This window comes from Aureibaculum luteum, assembly GCF_003449015.1.
Lineage (GTDB): Bacteria > Bacteroidota > Bacteroidia > Flavobacteriales > Flavobacteriaceae > Aureibaculum > Aureibaculum luteum.
Map to the genome: position 1 here is coordinate 101282 of NZ_QRGD01000004.1, position 17102 is coordinate 118383.

11 protein-coding genes are annotated in these 17102 nt (G+C 33.9%); all 11 read right to left on the reverse strand.

Annotated features, from left to right (window positions below):
- Window positions 1-28 precede the first annotated feature (28 nt).
- Window positions 29-1615: a sulfatase family protein gene (locus D3P13_RS11200; protein ID WP_117882408.1), complete on the reverse strand. Its 1587-nt coding sequence runs from the start codon at window positions 1613-1615 to the stop codon at window positions 29-31.
- Window positions 1616-1632: 17 nt separating this feature from the next.
- Window positions 1633-3519 (reverse strand): arylsulfatase, encoded by a 1887-nt coding sequence (locus D3P13_RS11205; RefSeq protein WP_198680019.1) that lies wholly within the window; start codon window positions 3517-3519, stop codon window positions 1633-1635.
- Window positions 3482-4966, reverse strand: coding sequence for a sulfatase-like hydrolase/transferase (locus D3P13_RS11210; protein WP_117882410.1), 1485 nt, complete (start codon window positions 4964-4966; stop codon window positions 3482-3484). The genes D3P13_RS11205 and D3P13_RS11210 overlap by 38 nt, the downstream gene beginning before the upstream one ends.
- A gap of 13 nt (window positions 4967-4979) precedes the next feature.
- Window positions 4980-7502 (reverse strand): heparinase II/III domain-containing protein, encoded by a 2523-nt coding sequence (locus D3P13_RS11215; RefSeq protein ID WP_117882412.1) that lies wholly within the window; start codon window positions 7500-7502, stop codon window positions 4980-4982.
- Window positions 7503-7692: 190 nt separating this feature from the next.
- Window positions 7693-8574 (reverse strand): 3-keto-disaccharide hydrolase, encoded by an 882-nt coding sequence (locus tag D3P13_RS11220; protein WP_117882414.1) that lies wholly within the window; start codon window positions 8572-8574, stop codon window positions 7693-7695.
- An 8-nt stretch (window positions 8575-8582) separates the two neighbouring features.
- Window positions 8583-9569, reverse strand: a complete 987-nt coding sequence (locus D3P13_RS11225) for a ThuA domain-containing protein (RefSeq protein WP_117882416.1) — start codon at window positions 9567-9569, stop codon at window positions 8583-8585.
- 110 nt (window positions 9570-9679) lie between these two features.
- Window positions 9680-10828, reverse strand: a complete 1149-nt coding sequence (locus D3P13_RS11230) for a glycosyl hydrolase family 28-related protein (RefSeq protein WP_117882418.1) — start codon at window positions 10826-10828, stop codon at window positions 9680-9682.
- A gap of 24 nt (window positions 10829-10852) precedes the next feature.
- Entirely contained in the window at window positions 10853-13078 is a 2226-nt protein-coding gene (locus D3P13_RS11235; RefSeq protein WP_117882420.1) for a DUF7133 domain-containing protein, read from the reverse strand.
- Window positions 13079-13093: 15 nt separating this feature from the next.
- On the reverse strand, window positions 13094-14959 hold the full coding sequence (locus D3P13_RS11240; protein ID WP_117882422.1) for an arylsulfatase: 1866 nt from the start codon (window positions 14957-14959) through the stop codon (window positions 13094-13096).
- A 323-nt stretch (window positions 14960-15282) separates the two neighbouring features.
- Window positions 15283-15897, reverse strand: a complete 615-nt coding sequence (locus tag D3P13_RS11245) for a hypothetical protein (protein ID WP_117882424.1) — start codon at window positions 15895-15897, stop codon at window positions 15283-15285.
- 66 nt (window positions 15898-15963) lie between these two features.
- Window positions 15964-17088, reverse strand: a complete 1125-nt coding sequence (locus D3P13_RS11250) for a sulfatase-like hydrolase/transferase (protein ID WP_117882426.1) — start codon at window positions 17086-17088, stop codon at window positions 15964-15966.
- Window positions 17089-17102 lie beyond the last annotated feature (14 nt).

Consider the following 17102-nt stretch of genomic DNA (forward strand, 5'->3'; position numbering starts at 1 on the left):
GTAAATTTTTAAAATCAGATTTTGATAATTAATCCAACGACATCCACGTTACTTGTTTCCAATTTTCTTTAATAAAAGGCTGTGGAGTACCATCGGTTGATCTCCCATTTTTTATAATCTCTGTAATTTTTTTTGTTAAGTGATTAACAACATCAGGATGTTTAAAATAAAGGTTGACTGTTTCCCCTGGATCATTCTTAATATCATAAAGCTCATATGTCGCTTCTCCTTTTTGAGGCATTACGATGACAGGTTTCAAAGAACCTCCTGAACCTCTTAACATATTTAACTTCCATTTACCTTCTCTAATTGCAAAATGACCTGTAAACGAATGATGAATTACTGCTCTATCTAAACTTTGATTTTCATTCGAATCTTTCATTAAGTCATATAAACTATAACTATCTTCACCTGCATTATCTGGCAGCGTAACCCCAACAATATCTGCTATGGTTGCTAAATAATCTGATTGGCAAACTGGTGAATTACTTTTTTTACCAGCCTCTATAACATTTGGCCAACGCATTAAAAAAGGCACTCGGTGTCCTCCTTCATAAATATCACGTTTTCCACCCTTAAAATTTAAACTACTATAATGTTGATACGTATCTCTTTGGTATGCGTAATTGGATTCAGCTCCATTATCAGATGAAAATATGACCAAGGTGTTTTCTTCCAAACCATTGGCTTTTAGGGCCTCTAATACTTGCCCAATTCTATAATCAGTTTCTTCCATAAAATCCCCATAATTTCCACAAGTACTGCGGTCTTGAAAATCAGGATGTGTACAATGTGGTAAGTGTGGACTTGTTAGTGGTAAATACAAAAAGAAAGGCTTATCATTGTTGGGTTCACTTGCCGATTTATTAATATAATCAACCGCTTTATTGGCTAAGGTTTCTAAGACCAACTCATCATTAAACGAAGGAGCCACCTCAACAAAACCTCTATCTCGTTCTGTTTGATATGGCGGTGTCATTCGATATGTGCGTGGGGTTACATCCAATTTCTTTTTAGTAAATAGTATTGGCGGATCTACTACCCTATCATTTTCTAAAAAAGTTAATATTCCATAATTCATAGAAGCAGGAATACCATAAAAATAATCGAATCCTTTTTCAATTGGCCCATCTGTAAATGGTTTTGACCAATCTCTATTATCACTTTTTAAATCTCCTTCAAACTCCATTTGAAGATGCCATTTACCTATCATTGCTGTTTGATAACCATTCGCTTTCAACATGGAAGCAATGGTCATTCGGTCTTTTTCGATTAAGCAGGGGCCATCGGCTCTTAATACGCCTTTTTTTAATGAGGTTCTCCAACTATAACGTCCTGTTAATAAACTATATCTGGAAGGCGTACATACGGCATCGCTACTATGACCATCAGTAAACGTTATTCCTTCATGAGCCAATTTATCCATATTTGGAGTCTTAAATTTGGCTTCAGGATTAAGAGCACTCACATCGCCATACCCTTGATCGTCCGTATAAATAATAATAATGTTAGGTTTGATTTTTTGAGCTGAACAAGCCAAAAATCCACATAATAAAAACAATAAAATACTGATAGAATGAATGGATTTTAAGGCTCTTTTCATTTTATATCTCATAATTGTATTTTTTAAATCTATTTGGACGCTATTTTTTCGATATAGACATAGTATGCAGGATGCACCCGGTCGTCCTCATCAATTAACTGTGCTTCCATGTCATATTTACCCGCAGGAATTTTCCCTTTGAACGTCACTTCATCTTGTCCTTTAGTAATTTCTATTGTCTTAGAAATATTTGCAACATATAAAAAAGCTTCTTTAAAATCTGACTTTATACTAGCAGGTGAAGTTTTATCATACTCAACAGCTTCTTTTTGTGCAGGAAATGTTGCATTAATTGCCAATCCACTTTCTCGAGGAAATCTACGTAAACTAATAGCGTACTCACCATCTTCAACAAATTCAATTTTCCATTTTCCACCAGCTTTTGTTCCTGTAATTGCCCCATTTTGATGCCATGAACCACTGTATTTACCAACAATCATATCATGAGCTGAAATACGACTAGGATTTTCTTTTGGAGACCCTACTTTAATATAAGCATATTGTTCATTAACACCTTCATCTACAAATGATTCCCACCACTTTTCATATCCAACTGCCAACCGTGATGCCACCTCTGGATGTGCATCAATAATATTATTTTCTTGACCTAAATCTTTACGCATGTCATAAAGTTCTTTTCCATCAACTAAACGCCAATTATCATCCATTACCGTATATTTTCTATACTTGATTAGGTTTTGTTCGCGTTGCGTATCCATGTACAAAATCCTATTTTCCCATAATGCATTTTCATCCGTTAAAAGTGGTTTAAAACTTTTACCATCTAGCGGTTTTATAGGATTAAAATCTAAACCTAGTAAATCTACAAATGTGGGTAACAAATCATAATGAGCAACCAGTTTATCAATATCTTTACCTCCAGTTAGTTTTCCATCAGGCCAACGGATATATAGCGGCACGCGATGTCCTCCATCATATTGGCTTCCTTTTCCACCTCTTAGCCCAGCATTATAAGTACCTCGCCCAGCTGAAGTTCCATTATCAGTAGTAAAAATTAATATGGTGTTATCTAAAATATCTAAGTCATCCAGTTTGTCTTCTAACCTCTTAAAGTTATCATCCATATTGGTTATCATTCCATAAAACCGTTTTAATCTTGGATTCAATTTTTCAAAATCTTTCCCTTGATACATGTCAAAGTATTTTTTAGGGAGATTGTAAGGGGAATGGGGTGCATTTGTAGAAATATAACAGAAAAAAGGGTTGTCTTTATTGGTTTCAATAAAACGTAACGCATTATCAAAAAATACATCGGTGCAATAGCCTTCATATTTTTCCATTTTTCCATTGTGCCAATAGGTATCATCAAAATAGTCATTACCCCAATAATCAGGTCCTTGACCTATACCTCCACCACCATGACGAACCACTTCATGAAAGCCTCTATCTTCTGGACGATAGGGATAATTATCACCTAAATGCCATTTTCCAAACATGGCATTGGTATACCCATTTTGAGCAAATATTTGAGGTAAAATAACTTCATCTTCAAAAAGAATGGACCGTCCATTTATAGTATGAAATACATTTACCCGATTACTATGTCTTCCTGACATTAAAGCACCTCTTGTTGGTGCACAAGTGGTAGATACGTGATAATTGGTAAATCGTATGGACTGCGTATACAATTTATCAATAGTTGGAGTTTTAATATACGGATTACCTTCACAAGCTAAATCGCCTTTACCTTGATCATCAGTAATTACAATGATAATATTTGGTTTTTGTTTTGCATTCTTATTCACTTGAGCATATAAAATAGTGACATGCATTAAGCAGGAAGTGAACACTAGAAATAATAATCTACTTTTTTTCATTTTAATCATATTAGAGAGTAACTTTTTATCTGTTCGTCCATTATTTTGTTTGGTTCCATAACCTGTAAGGATCATCATTTTGTTCCATTTGCTCTAATAACAATGCTTCCATCTCGGCCAATTTATCGGCATACTTCGGGTTTTCAGCCAAATCAGTTTCCATTGCTCCTTTTTTATGATGTTCAGGTAAATATTCATTTGGATTTTCCGCTAAATTAAATAGTTGTGTTTCACGTACAGCCCCATCCATCACATCATATTTTATGAGCTTCCAATCCCCTTTTTTAACAGAACGCATGCCAGGTTTTGTTCCTCCCGCATAAACACCATACATTACATCTCTAACCACATCTTCTTCCCCTTTCAACACTGGAACAAAGCTTTTACCTTCAACAGTTTTAGGTGCATCAATGCCTGCCAAATCACATAACGTAGGCAACACATCTAACAAATAAATATTACCATTAACTCGCTTCCCAGTGGCTAAGCCTGGGCCTTTAATTATAAAAGGTACACGCCAAGTATGCTCATATAAATTTTGTTTTCCCTGTAAACCATGTCTCCCAATGGCCATTCCATGATCAGAGGTGTAAATAATATAAGTATTATCTAATTCTCCTAAATCTTCTAACTTTTTCAATACTTTTCCCAATTGATTATCAATGTTTTCTGAACACGCATACTCTCTACCCAATTCATTTCTAATCGTATTTTCATCTCTATTTTTCCAAACCCCACTTACACGTTCTTCATCTCTAAGTTCCGGATGCCCATGAAAAAATGGGTGTGCTGGAAGGTAATTATCCTGTAATTGAGGTTGTTTTTCATTTAGAGCCGGTAGGCTATTTTTATCCTTATGATTAGTAGCTCCATATTTTTCTAACAATTCTGGAGTACCATTTCGAGTATCGTGGGGATGTGAAAAACCGAAGTAGATAAAAAAGGGATCTTTTTCTTTCGTTTGTTCTCTAGCTCCTAAATAATCTAAGACTTGAGTTGCATGCCATGCACTACCACTTTCTTCGGTACCACCACGCTTAGTTGCATCATGCACCACACTAAATTGTTTATTTGCACCAGGATAAGAATTTCCTTTTTTACATGTACGCATTGTTTTATACCCTGCCCTATTAAAAACAGCTCCAATGGTTTGCTCGTCTAGCTCATGGGGATCCGTTTGTTTTTGAAATTCAGCACTAGGCGGCAAATGCCATAGTGTACGACCGGTCATAATCATATGACGCGAAGGCGTACAAACAGCTCCATTCATAGACCCCATTTGCCTTGCTTGATCAAAAACAATTCCTTCATTTGCCAATTTACTAATATTGGGTGTCTCCAAAATAGAATTAGGATCATAGGTTTGTAAATCAAATGCAGATTGATCATCAACTAAAACAAAAAGAAAATTAGGTCTTTTTTGTTCTTTCGGCGTTTCAACTTTTATTCCTTGCTTATTTTTACAATTGTAAAAAACTACTGACAATAAGCATATTAACACCACTTGTTTTATGTACTGCTTCATAATTATAAATTATTTATTTAGATTTAGCTATTTCTGTTTTTACTACTATATCGTTAACACGTTCTTCCATGATTATTTTAAAATCAGATTGTTCAAAATTCTCAATGTGTATATACTGTTCTCTACCATCCTTTAAATAAATGGTTAATTGATCGGCTGTTTTACATACGATTTTATCTATCTTACTTTCTCCTTGATAGGGTTCAATAACATTTAAAAACACGACTTCTTTTTCGTTAACTCTTACTCCATACGTCTTACGGTTAGGATTGTTTCTAATATCTCGTTGTTTACCCCCATTTGGATAGCTGCTTAACAAAATTTCTGCTTTTTTGGGCCAAATAGAATAAACATCTAATTTATTTCCCTCTTCATCAAATTCTATTTTAGTTCCTTTCTTGGTTGTATACCATTGTGCATTTTTAAAATACGTATAGGGAGAATCTTCATTAGTACTTAATAGCTCTAAACTTTTTCCTTGCTTTTTAGCACCGGAAATTGACTTAAAACCAACAGGATGTAGTAACCAATCGTAATTATGTTTTTTATTAGATTTCATATAATCAGCAATTACCACATAATTATCAGTAACAATAGACAACCTTCTTTGCTGAATAGGATTAAAATCAGACGCGTAATCAGTGTCATCCCAAGGTGGAAATTTATCTGCATTCCACTTTGGAATAATCCGCCATCGAGCATTGGTTTCTACAGCACTTGCTTGCATCATTTCACCTTTAAAAAATAATAATTGTTCGGATGGTACAGCCTCTTGTTGTAGTTCATCAACAATAACCATATTATGTGTAGCTGATGTTTGTACGCTTTCTTTATATCCCGGATTGCCATAGCCAAACCACACCATTTCTGTTCCAAAATATTTATGTCCATTTCTATCTAATGCAATTAAGCTTGCCCTATCAAAATGTCCGTGCCAACCACCATGTGTTCCGTATTTTAGATAGGCTTGAATCTGATCTTTAGGTGTCTTAGTCTTAGGTTGCGATCGTAATGCTACTAAACCTACATTGGGCAAAAAACTTGATTCAGTTCTTGGATCTTTTATTTGTGGTAATTCAGGTATTCCGTACATTAAGGACACCCATGATTCTCTCTTGGTTTTATTAATTACCCACGCTAAATCATCAATTTTATATTCACGATATGCGAGTTCATAAAATTCGTTAGGTTCTTTTAAATTGGAATCATTACTTGAGACGACATAAGCATTTTCATCCATCATAGGTATATATGGTGTTACCATATCTTCTAGGCCTCTAGTATTTTTTCCTGTGGGGCCCCAGTTATCAAACTTCATACCTGCAAAGCCTTCTTTAACATTGTCAAAATCTTTACTTTTAAATGCTGCGGGAAAACGTCTATGATATAAATCGAGTCCGTAGTTTTCAAATGCTTGTGACACTAAAGTATAACGTTGTGTTACCAAATAACAATAATTGGCTGTACCTTCAAACCACCAGCCATCGGCCATAACTCCTTTTCCAATCTGATCTGCCATACCACCATCGGCCTCAATTAAATAATCAACCTCAGCCATATCTTGTAAAAAAAGAGCAACTAGTATAGCACCTGCATTAGCACTTGCTTGATGGTTCATAATACCTAAACCATTCATGTGCTCTTTATTCAATTTTAAATAATAACGAAAAGTGTTGTTAATATTTTCTCTATCGGACGTTGTTAAGCTCGGTTCATTATAAACAACATCACAAGCTGCAGCTAAAAACAAAAAGAAATTACCTTCATGTACTTGCACCCCATTCGTTGCTGCACCTATCGATAAATAACCTTTATTTTTATCAGTAACAATTTTTATAAAAGTGATTAATTTATCTCTAAATTCTAGATTACCTGTTAGTTTATAAGCTAAGGCTAGTTTAAATGCCTTTTCGCCGTCACTAGCACTATAATTTAAACTTGACCAAACTTTTGTTGGACGTGGCTTTGTAATAATTTTAAGTTCCGGAAACTCAAAATGATCAAGCTCCTTTAACATGATTTCTAAATTATCATTAGCCCAATTATAATTCTTTATTTTTTGATTAGTTTCTTCAAATATGGTATCAGTTACTAATAAAAACGGATGTGGTTTCGCACGAACTGAAATAAACGATAAGGTTTCTAAGGTGTTGTTATCCTTATCTTTTAAAACAATAAAACTAGATTCATAGCCACCTACAGGAATTCTATCACTAACAATAACCGAAAGTTGACCTTCAAAGCTTTTATTGGCTTCTAAGACTACTTCTGTAGCACTCAAGATTGTTCTACATCCTAATTGCCTTGGATTTTTTACACTTAAAAAATAGGTTTGACGCGTATTTGTTGTGTTTTTTAATTGAAACGCATATTGTATGGTATCGTTAGCTTTGGCTGCATCCGTTTGTTGACTACTCGTTAACTTTTCGTTTTTAATCGTTGAAAAAGCGGACAAATTTGTTGATAGGGCTAAAAGTAATAACAATACGACTTTTGTCATTTTCATTTTATGTCTAATCATTAAATCGGTTTTCATACTGTTCTCTTAGGTTAATAGGTAATTACTAGATTACCATAATATTTTAACATCTGACGGTATTTGTGACTAAGTCCTTTAACTAGTTGTTCTTTCTGATAATTGTTTTCTCGTAATTAAAATATCTAATTATGGATTTAAAAAAATCGAAACAACGATAGAATGTATTACAAGATGCTATATGGACTAGTTATAAACCAGCCACTTTTTTTATTTCTTTTGGAAATTTTTTGATAGGTCTTATATACATACCTTTTACATAAGCTTCAGCTCCTTCTGATTGTATTTGCAGTTGTCCACGGTCCAATTTTTTTCCATCATGCGTTAAAGCATCTTTTAAAACTAAAGTCACTTTTCCATTGATTACATGTACTGCTTTATCTTCTAAAACATAAATATCTACACGTGTCCAAGCTCCATGTACACTTTCGGTATCATACAAACGCTTTCCTTTAGTTGCTTCTTTTCCGTTTTCAGGATCCCATCTACCATACTCATTCACTTTTACGGATGCTTTTGTACCAGCCAAAGTATATAAATCACCAAAATCACCTTCTTGAATTTGTGATTCTAAACAACGTTTCCATACATTCCAAAACGCACCATGTTCACCATAACAATGGTACAACAAGCCATTGTCACGAATATCATTCAATCTAGGTTCATATTTCTTCTCTCCCCATTTGAATAACATTGTTAAATGATAGTTTTTATAAACTTTTTTCGAAGTTAAACCAGCATATACCAAACCTGAAATATTTAAAACAGGCTCTCCATTATCATCTTGTGTAACTTTAAAAATTCCCAAAGAATTATCCAAACCAATAGGTTCTGTTGGTATTCCATTAGCAGGTACTTCATATCCTTTAGGTAAATTTTTTACGGATTTATGCGGAACTCCGGTCCAAACTTCCCATTCACTTAAGTCTTTATCCAACAGAGATGTCCAGTCCTTCGACTTTATTTTTTTTGAAGGTCCATTTTGTTTGTCTACAACACCTTCTTTTTGAGCAAAAACTGCAAAAGTTAACTGCAAACTAAGCAGTAATAAAAATGTTTTTTTAGTATTCATATTGAAATCTATTTAATAATTGAAAAATTATTACTGGAAGACGCTTTTTTAGTAGGAAAATTACTTGGAATTTCTTGCGTTACTTCCCCTGTAGCAGCCCATTCTGCAGCTCTTGTAAATGACGTGATAAAGCCTACACTTTGAAAAGAAACAGTATCATGGCCTAAAATAGTATTAAAAACCCTCCCTTTCCCATAATTTGTTACTATGAAAATGGGTTCGTGCCTGTCTGTAGGTGCTTTTGTACTTTGATCTTTTCCTGTAGCTAATACGGTCATATTTTCTGCTGGACCTCTTAATTTTGCATAACATTCATCAGCTGTAGTCAACCAAACTTTTGGCATTCCTTTAGTTATTGGATGATCTGCAACTCTAATAGTAACAGGGAATTCATGCCTGCTACCATGAGAACCAGCCTCACCTTCAGATGTATCATGAATTAATTTCCCTTCATTGTTATAATATACATATGGACCATTTTTTTCATTTCTTCCACCCCAGCCTCCTAAGCCAATCATTTGGTTGTAATTCAACCACTTTGGAAATGAATTGTTCGCTGCATGTACAGCTACAAACCCGCCACCTTTTCTAATAAATTTTTCAAAAGATTTTTGTGTTTTTTCTGGCCAATCTGCCGCTTTCCAACCAAAGTTAGAAACTACAACATCATATTTCCTAAATTTCGGGCAAAAATCAGGATCAGTTTTTGGTTTCTCTAAAAACTCTGAATCACCTGTTTCTGCCAAAGATAAAAATGCTTTTTCACCTTCTCCTTTCCATAAAAACTTAGTCCTTTCAATATCTACCGTAAACAAGCCTGTTTCTTCTAAATACTGCTTCATCATTATAGTAGATTTTGGCCACACACCATGATTGTTTTGTCCATCTACTATTAAAACTTTTATTTTTGGCTTTATTTCCTTTTCAAACTTCAATCCAAAAGAGCACATCAAAACTATTACTGTAATTAATGTCAATATTTTACTAAATTTCATTTCGTTTTATTTTAATAGTTAAATCATACGACTTTAGTCATCTTCATTTTATGTCTAATCATTAAATTGATTTTCATGATATACGCTTAGGTTTAATAGAAATTTATAGGTTACCATAATATTTTAACATCTGACGGCCACTGTTTTTTATCGGTATATATTTCATTCCCCTTTTTGAAAGTGCTATTTTCCATAATAACATCGCACTTTAATAATCCCATATCAATATTCTCATTATCAAATACACTATTAATTACATAAGATTCATTAACAGCACGCCACATGGCTCCCCAAGTATTATTTATAATTTCACATCTATTTAATATTACCTTTTGAGGTGCGTATTTTGGATTTTCCGTATAATTATATTTATTGTAGTAATCTTCACATGGAAACCACAATGCTACTCTGGCACATCCAGAAATATGATATTTATGAAAAAATATATATCCTGCTTCTTCATGATCAATTTGAATACCATTGGTTTTAGTATCTTTTATGGTACAACGTTGAGACAAAACATACTCACATGAAGTATATTTATTACCTTTTCCTTTTACTGGATAAGACATATCACAATCAGATTGTAAAATGTATTTATTATATAAAAAATAAACATTGTGATATAAACCTCCAGCAGATCCGTTAAACTGAAAATTACAATTATCCATAATGATATTATTGGTACGCTTCATATGAACACCTTGTGCTGACCAATCTGTTACATTAATGTTTTGAAGCATAATCCTTGTATGTCTGCTTTCATTACGTCCTCTAATTAGGATTCCGTTTGACTTACCTTTACGAGTACCCTTTAATGTTAAATCTTTAATAACAAGGTCCGTAATTTGCGGTTTATCTTCTATATTAAATCCAGAACCCTGCATATTAGGCCCCTGCTTAAGTATTGTTTTTTTCTTACCAGCCCCAACTAAAGTTATTTTACTTTTTAACGTGATGGTGTTTTCTAAAATGTAGGTACCTTCTTCTAATAAGACTACGCCACCACCAGCTGAATTCGCCTTATCAATTGCATTTTGAATAGATTCGCCTGGTTTTACATGAATAATAGTTTCTAACCATTGTTTAGGATAGGTAACATGTATAAATTCTTTATCCCATTTATCTGACATTATGGTATACACTTCTGGTTCAATAATTACTTTTTCTAGTTTATTTGAAACTTCTTGCGAAAAAGCAGATAGTATTGAACAGAATGCAAGAAAACATATAAGTCCTCTTTTTAGTATAGCTGTCATTTTAAGTTTATTTTATGTAACATCTTATTTTAATAATTCTTCTAAGGTCCAATAGTCTTCTCTCTCTTTTGATTCTTCTCGTGCATCTCGGACCACATTTTTATGTACACCACCTTCATTATTCATAGCTCTAACATAGGATAACACATCAGCAATATAATCGTTACTGTTATTTTTTAAAGGCACCATTATTCCATACTCTTTTCCTTCTATTGGTCCTATTAACCCATTTAACAATATTTTACTAAGTACTTTTTTATCCCCAATAACTCTAGGACTTCCAATTAATGAAGGAGCTATTAAACCACCATCTTCTGTAGGTAAACCTTTTAAATCAGGCCCATGACAAGTAGCACATAATTGATTGTATGATTCATACCCATTCAACACACTTTTTTTATCATTTAACCCTCTATTCGCAATCCTTTTTTTCAGTTGAGCCAGTTTTGTATCATCTTTTTTAAGGCTTTCTTTTACAGCATGTGCAACTATTTCATTTTGCGAATATTGCTCAGCAATTGTATTTAACAACGCTGTAGCTTGTTTGTCTTTACTGTATCTTAAGCTTAAAGCTAGTTGATTTACAACTTCCGTATCGGTATCATTTATCAATTTCTCTAAATCAGAAAATAAAGATGTATCATCAGATTTTAAGAAGTGTTCACTCAATCGTAATGCCGTAATTCTTACTCTAGGGTCTTCATCTTTGAATTTTGCTGTAATCAATTCTTTGTCTATAATACCTAATCCTTCTAACGTCCATAATGCATGTACTCGTTCTATACCTAAATCTCTATCGCTGTTAAACAAACCATATAAAAAGGAAGTGTTGTCCATGGCAATAGCTTTAAGCTCATCAACAACAGAGGCGTCGTTCTTTAATATAATTAATTTTTGTGCCGTATTTCTATACCAACCATTAGGATGCCCTAAATAGGTGATTAATTCAGACGCTTTTTTACCTAAGAGATTAGGTCTTTTATCTGGTGTAATATCCTCATGTACAATTCTATAAATTCTACCTTTACCAATATTTTTATCTAATTCTTTACGTATTATAACAGGGCGAAGGAAACTTCCTTTTTTCGTCCAGTTACTCTCTTGGATAATTCCTCTATACATATCTACAATATACAATGCACCATCAGGACCTGTTTTAACTTGTGTCGGTCTAAAATTAAGGTCCGTTGAAGCCATAAACTCGGCTTTATCATAGGCATTATACAATACTTTTTTACCATCTTCTACTTTTACCTTTGCTCTACGGATAAGTCGCCCAACTGGTTCAGGTATAAATAAATCGCCATAGGTTGAAGGAGGTAATCTATGACCACGAAAAATTTCTTGACCAGCAACTCCCGTAAAGTGATTGAGGGTATTGTCTTCTCGTAATTTCTTTGGACCACCTTGCACATCTGGTGTGCCAACTACTGGCCATGGTTCCATAAATCCTTTTGACAACCTTCCTGGTGGATTGTAATCTCCATAAACCGCAGGTTGTTGAAATCCGTATGCTGGATTTTCACTACCCGCAGATGAGTAATACATGATCCCCATATCGTCTTGGGTTAATCCCCATTGTCCTCTTGGCATAATATCAAGAGAATCTACCTGTACTTCGCCTTCTTTAAATTTAAACCGTATGGGATTATAAGTTGTATATACCCAATTGTCCAAATTCCAAATTAAGCCACTTTGTTGATGTTCCAAATTTCCTCCACGACGGTTTGGATTGTAATAAACACGTTCTTTTTTATCAGCTACACCATCACCATCAGTATCTTTATAACTCCATAAATCATAAGAAAACGTTTCATTGACAATCAATTCGTTTTCTAAAGGCAACATCATTCGTGGTAATAACAGGCTATCAATAAAAACCGTGCTTTTATCCATTTTACCATCTCCATCAGTATCTTCTAATAATTTTATCTTACTTATTGATCGGTTTGTACCCGTACCATCCACATCTTGCATATAGGTATTCATTTCAGCTACATACATTCGCCCATTACCATCCCATGCAATGGTTACAGGTTCATCAATCATAGGTTCACTAGCTACCAATTCAACCTTATACCCTTTCGGTAAGTAAAACGTTTTCATGCTTTCTTCCGGTGAAAGAAAATTAGATGGTGCTTCTTTTATAATTACAGGCTTCTCGTAAATCTCTTCAGAGTACTCTTTTTCCTTGCAATTATAAAAAGCTATAAAGACAAATAATAAGTAGTAAAATTTTTTCAATCTCATATGGTATAATTAATTTTAGTTTAATTTTTCGATGGTAGCATAATAGGCTCCCAATTCTTCAGCAGAATCCAACGTAAACCAGGTTTTAAGTTTTGTTTCTCCTTTTTTAAGTTTAACTTCAAATTCAACATATTCAGCATTTAAATCTACTTCTTTTGACAATTCATTGTCCTGAATACTTATCCTTGCTTTTTTAATTACTAACGCTTTACCTTTTTTACTAGCCGTTACACTTGTTCCCTCTAATGCAGGACGCACAGGAGCTTTTGCTCCTAAGGCCAGCTGTGACTCTTCTGGCCAACGACGAAGCTTTAAAGTATAAGTTCCATCTTCCGCTACTTTAACCCGCCAAAAACCATTATTTATTTGTCCCAATCTAATATGATTCTGTTGCCATGGAGTAAAAGTCTCACTATGCCAATCATGACAAATTAACGTAGTTGGATTTTCTGCTTCATTTCCAATAATGAAATACGGTTTTTCCACAAATGTTGGAGAGATTTCCGCCCACCATTTGTCATACGCAGCTTTGTACTCTTTAACCTTTTCAGGATATTGGTCAGCTACGTTTGTTCGTTGTTCCGGATCCGTATCGAGATCATATAATTCCGTTCCTTCTACCAAACGCCAGTTACGATGCATCAAAGCTGTTCTTTTCCAAGGAATAGGATCCGTTGAAAACTGTGTATTTACATACACTATTCTATCCTCAAAATTGGTTTTATCACCTTTCATTAACGGCACTAAACTTGAACCATCAAATTTCAAATCTTCTTTAACGTCTAACTTACATAAATCAACTAAGGTTGGAAATATATCATAATGGGCAGTTAAGTCATTGATGTCTTTCCCTACGTTGATACCACCATTTTTCCAATGAATATAAAAAGGAACTCGGTGACCTCCTTCGTACATACTCGCTTTTATACCACGCATTCCTGCATTATTACCTTTATCAATAAAACCATCTAATCTATCTTCACCTTTGGCCATTTTCGCACCTTTAGCAGTGCCATTATCTGATGTAAAAATAAGAATGGTATTATCCATCAAATCAATTGATTTTAGATACTCCACCAACTTCCCTATATTTTCATCAATGTTGGCAATCATACCATAAAAGGAAGCATTCGGAATGTTTTCATTATCTTTATAAGGATCAGAATACGTATCATCTACCCAATATGGAGAGTGAGCAGCATTGGTAGACAGATAACAAAAGAATGGTTTGTCTTTTTGTTTCCCTATATATTTCTTGGCATTTTCAAACCAAACATCAGTACAATACCCCTCATATTTTTCAAATTTACCATTGTGAACATAAGTGTCATTAAAGTAGTCATTGTCCCAATAATCCATTGTTTGCCCAACACCACCGCCATTATTCATCAAAACCTCATCAAAACCTTTGTCTTGTGGACGAAATGGATAATTATCACCTAAATGCCATTTACCAAACATAGCTGTATTATACCCATTCTCTTTGAATACTTGAGCCATTGTTGTTTCTCTTTCAAGAATAAGTGACCGTCCTTTTATAGTGAAAAACACACCTGTTCTATAGTTGTGATGACCAGTCATTAAAGCCGCTCGTGTAGGTGCACAGGTGGGACTCACATGATAATCAGTTAAACGAGTACTTTCAGCGTGTAATTTATCAATGTTTGGGGTTTTAATCCATTTATTTCCTTGAACCGCAATATCGCCATAACCTTGATCATCGACCATTATGAGAATAACATTTGGTTTGTCTGTTTTTTCTATTTGATTTGCTTCTTTGGATTCCTTGATTTTTGAACATCCTGAAAATGAAATTGCACTAAACAAAATCAAAATACTACAATAAATAACTCTTATTCTATGAAATGAAATTGTAGGCATAGTTTTAAAATCGATGTTTTTTTATCTGTTATTTTATTATTTATAAAATTATAACTATTTCTTCTCATACATGTATAAGATATAGTCCATTTTATATAAATTATTAACGGATTTTATGATAAACGCAGAAATATCAATACTTCCGCGTCTACGTCTAAATTAAGTAGTACCCAAGTTGAAACAATATGGTTATAAAATAATATGGCTAATTTATTACTGTATATTTTTAATTCCAGTAAATATAGAATGCATAAAATGTCAAAAAAATAAGTTATTCAACTTAGATAAATAACTTTAACTTAGATAAAAAATCTAATGTTATTTTATTTTAATTCTTTGTCAAAATGCACATAGTTATAATATACGGCACCTTCCATATCACCAACAACATTGTAAAACCAAGTTTGAATAAATGCAGGCCCTTTAGGTAGGTTTTTTAAGGTGAAATTTACGCCATCGGCATTTGGATCTGCTTTTTTTGTTTCGTCCACATAAATAGTATTACCATTCCATATTTTTATACGAGCACTTGCTATTATTAAAGCTTTACCTGAACCTGCAGCACTTAAAGTTGTTTTGTCTTCAATTTCTTTAGGCCAACGACGTAGATCAAATTGATAGGTTCCTGATTTTTCAAGTTCAATGGCAATAAAACCACTTCCACTGTCTCCTTTTTTAACAGCATCTTGTTCCCAAATAACAGTTCCATGAAAGTCCATAGCATGAAGAACTGATTCAGGCTCTGCTTTATTACCAATAATGATTCTTGTGTATTCACTTGAACGCTCGTCAACTAGCTTCCACCATTTTTCATATTCCTCTTTTAGCTCGGTAATTATTGCATTATAATTTGAGTTTGAAATCAAATTATTTTTTTGAGTTTCATCAAAAAGCACATCATATAATTCCCATTCAGAAGTACTGCTTGTTCTAACCAAACGCCATTTATGTTCTATAACATTACCATTCCAGCTATCTTTTTTTACTGAGAGTTTTTTATACTTTTAAGGGAATTCTGTCCACATATCATTAATAGTAACAGCCCTATTTTTATATTCAATTGGGTCATTTGATAAATCAGTATCTAGAAAAGGCTTAAAGCTCATTCCACGAATTTTAAGCTTTTCAGGTCTATCAGGAACATCTTTAAAATTTAGAATATCCATAAAAGTTGGTAGCCAGTCTATATGAGCTGTAAGTGGCAATACTTCTCTTCCTTTACCATTGCCTCCAAGACCTCCATCGGCCCACCTAATAAAGCAAGGAACCCTAGTGCCTCCATCATAATTTGATCCCTTTCCTCCGCGAAGATATGTGCCTCCACCATTGTCCGTAGTAAAAACAAGTATGGTGTTATCGGCAATACCTTTATCATCTAGAAATTTCATCAACCTTCCCATATTCTTATCAATATTTTCTATGGTTGCTGTTTTAGCTCCCACTCCATTACGAGCATCTGGAGGTGTTACATGTGGAGCGTGTGCTGTACCCAAAGGTATATAGGCAAAAAATGGTTTCTTCTTTTTAATATTTTCCTCCATAAATTCCATTGAACGGTTGAAAAAGAAATTGGTAGTAAATGCTCCTTCAATGCCATCATCTTCATCAGTCATTTCAACTAAGGTATCATTAACTAATATATTTGCATTATTATTCGTGTTACCCCAATAATCTGGTTGTTGACCTGTACCTCCACCTTGAATCCAAGCTACATATTCAAACCCTCTGTCTTTTGGGCGAAAAGGATAATTATCTCCTAAATGCCATTTAAAAAACAACCCTGTTGCATAACCATTATGTTTAAATATATCAGCCATGGTAATTTCATCAGCTCTCATCATATTACGACCATTTATAGTGTGCCAAACACCTACAACATCACTTGGCCTTCCTGTAAGAAGAGCTGCTCTTGTTGGAGAGCAACTTGGAGAAACTTGAAAATCAGTTAAACGGACACTTTCATTTGCAAGCTTATCTATATTAGGGGTTTGCGGACCTTTAACATTATAATAAGAGAAAGCATTGTGGCTTATATCATCAGGCATTACAAAAATCACATTGGGTCTACTCTGAGAAAATACAGAACCCATAACGGAAAATATTAAAACACATATTTGTATTGTTTTCATACTATTTATTATAA

What these genes read in the sequence shown, in the direction of transcription:
- D3P13_RS11200 (WP_117882408.1), bottom strand. Translation starts at nt 1,615, where the DNA reads ATGAGATATAAAATGAAAAGAGCCTTAAAATCCATTCATTCTATCAGT.
- D3P13_RS11205 (WP_198680019.1), bottom strand. Translation starts at nt 3,519, where the DNA reads ATGATGATCCTTACAGGTTATGGAACCAAACAAAATAATGGACGAACA.
- D3P13_RS11210 (WP_117882410.1), bottom strand. Translation starts at nt 4,966, where the DNA reads ATGAAGCAGTACATAAAACAAGTGGTGTTAATATGCTTATTGTCAGTA.
- D3P13_RS11215 (WP_117882412.1), bottom strand. Translation starts at nt 7,502, where the DNA reads ATGAAAACCGATTTAATGATTAGACATAAAATGAAAATGACAAAAGTC.
- D3P13_RS11220 (WP_117882414.1), bottom strand. Translation starts at nt 8,574, where the DNA reads ATGAATACTAAAAAAACATTTTTATTACTGCTTAGTTTGCAGTTAACT.
- D3P13_RS11225 (WP_117882416.1), bottom strand. Translation starts at nt 9,569, where the DNA reads ATGAAATTTAGTAAAATATTGACATTAATTACAGTAATAGTTTTGATG.
- D3P13_RS11230 (WP_117882418.1), bottom strand. Translation starts at nt 10,828, where the DNA reads ATGACAGCTATACTAAAAAGAGGACTTATATGTTTTCTTGCATTCTGT.
- D3P13_RS11235 (WP_117882420.1), bottom strand. Translation starts at nt 13,078, where the DNA reads ATGAGATTGAAAAAATTTTACTACTTATTATTTGTCTTTATAGCTTTT.
- D3P13_RS11240 (WP_117882422.1), bottom strand. Translation starts at nt 14,959, where the DNA reads ATGCCTACAATTTCATTTCATAGAATAAGAGTTATTTATTGTAGTATT.
- D3P13_RS11250 (WP_117882426.1), bottom strand. Translation starts at nt 17,088, where the DNA reads ATGAAAACAATACAAATATGTGTTTTAATATTTTCCGTTATGGGTTCT.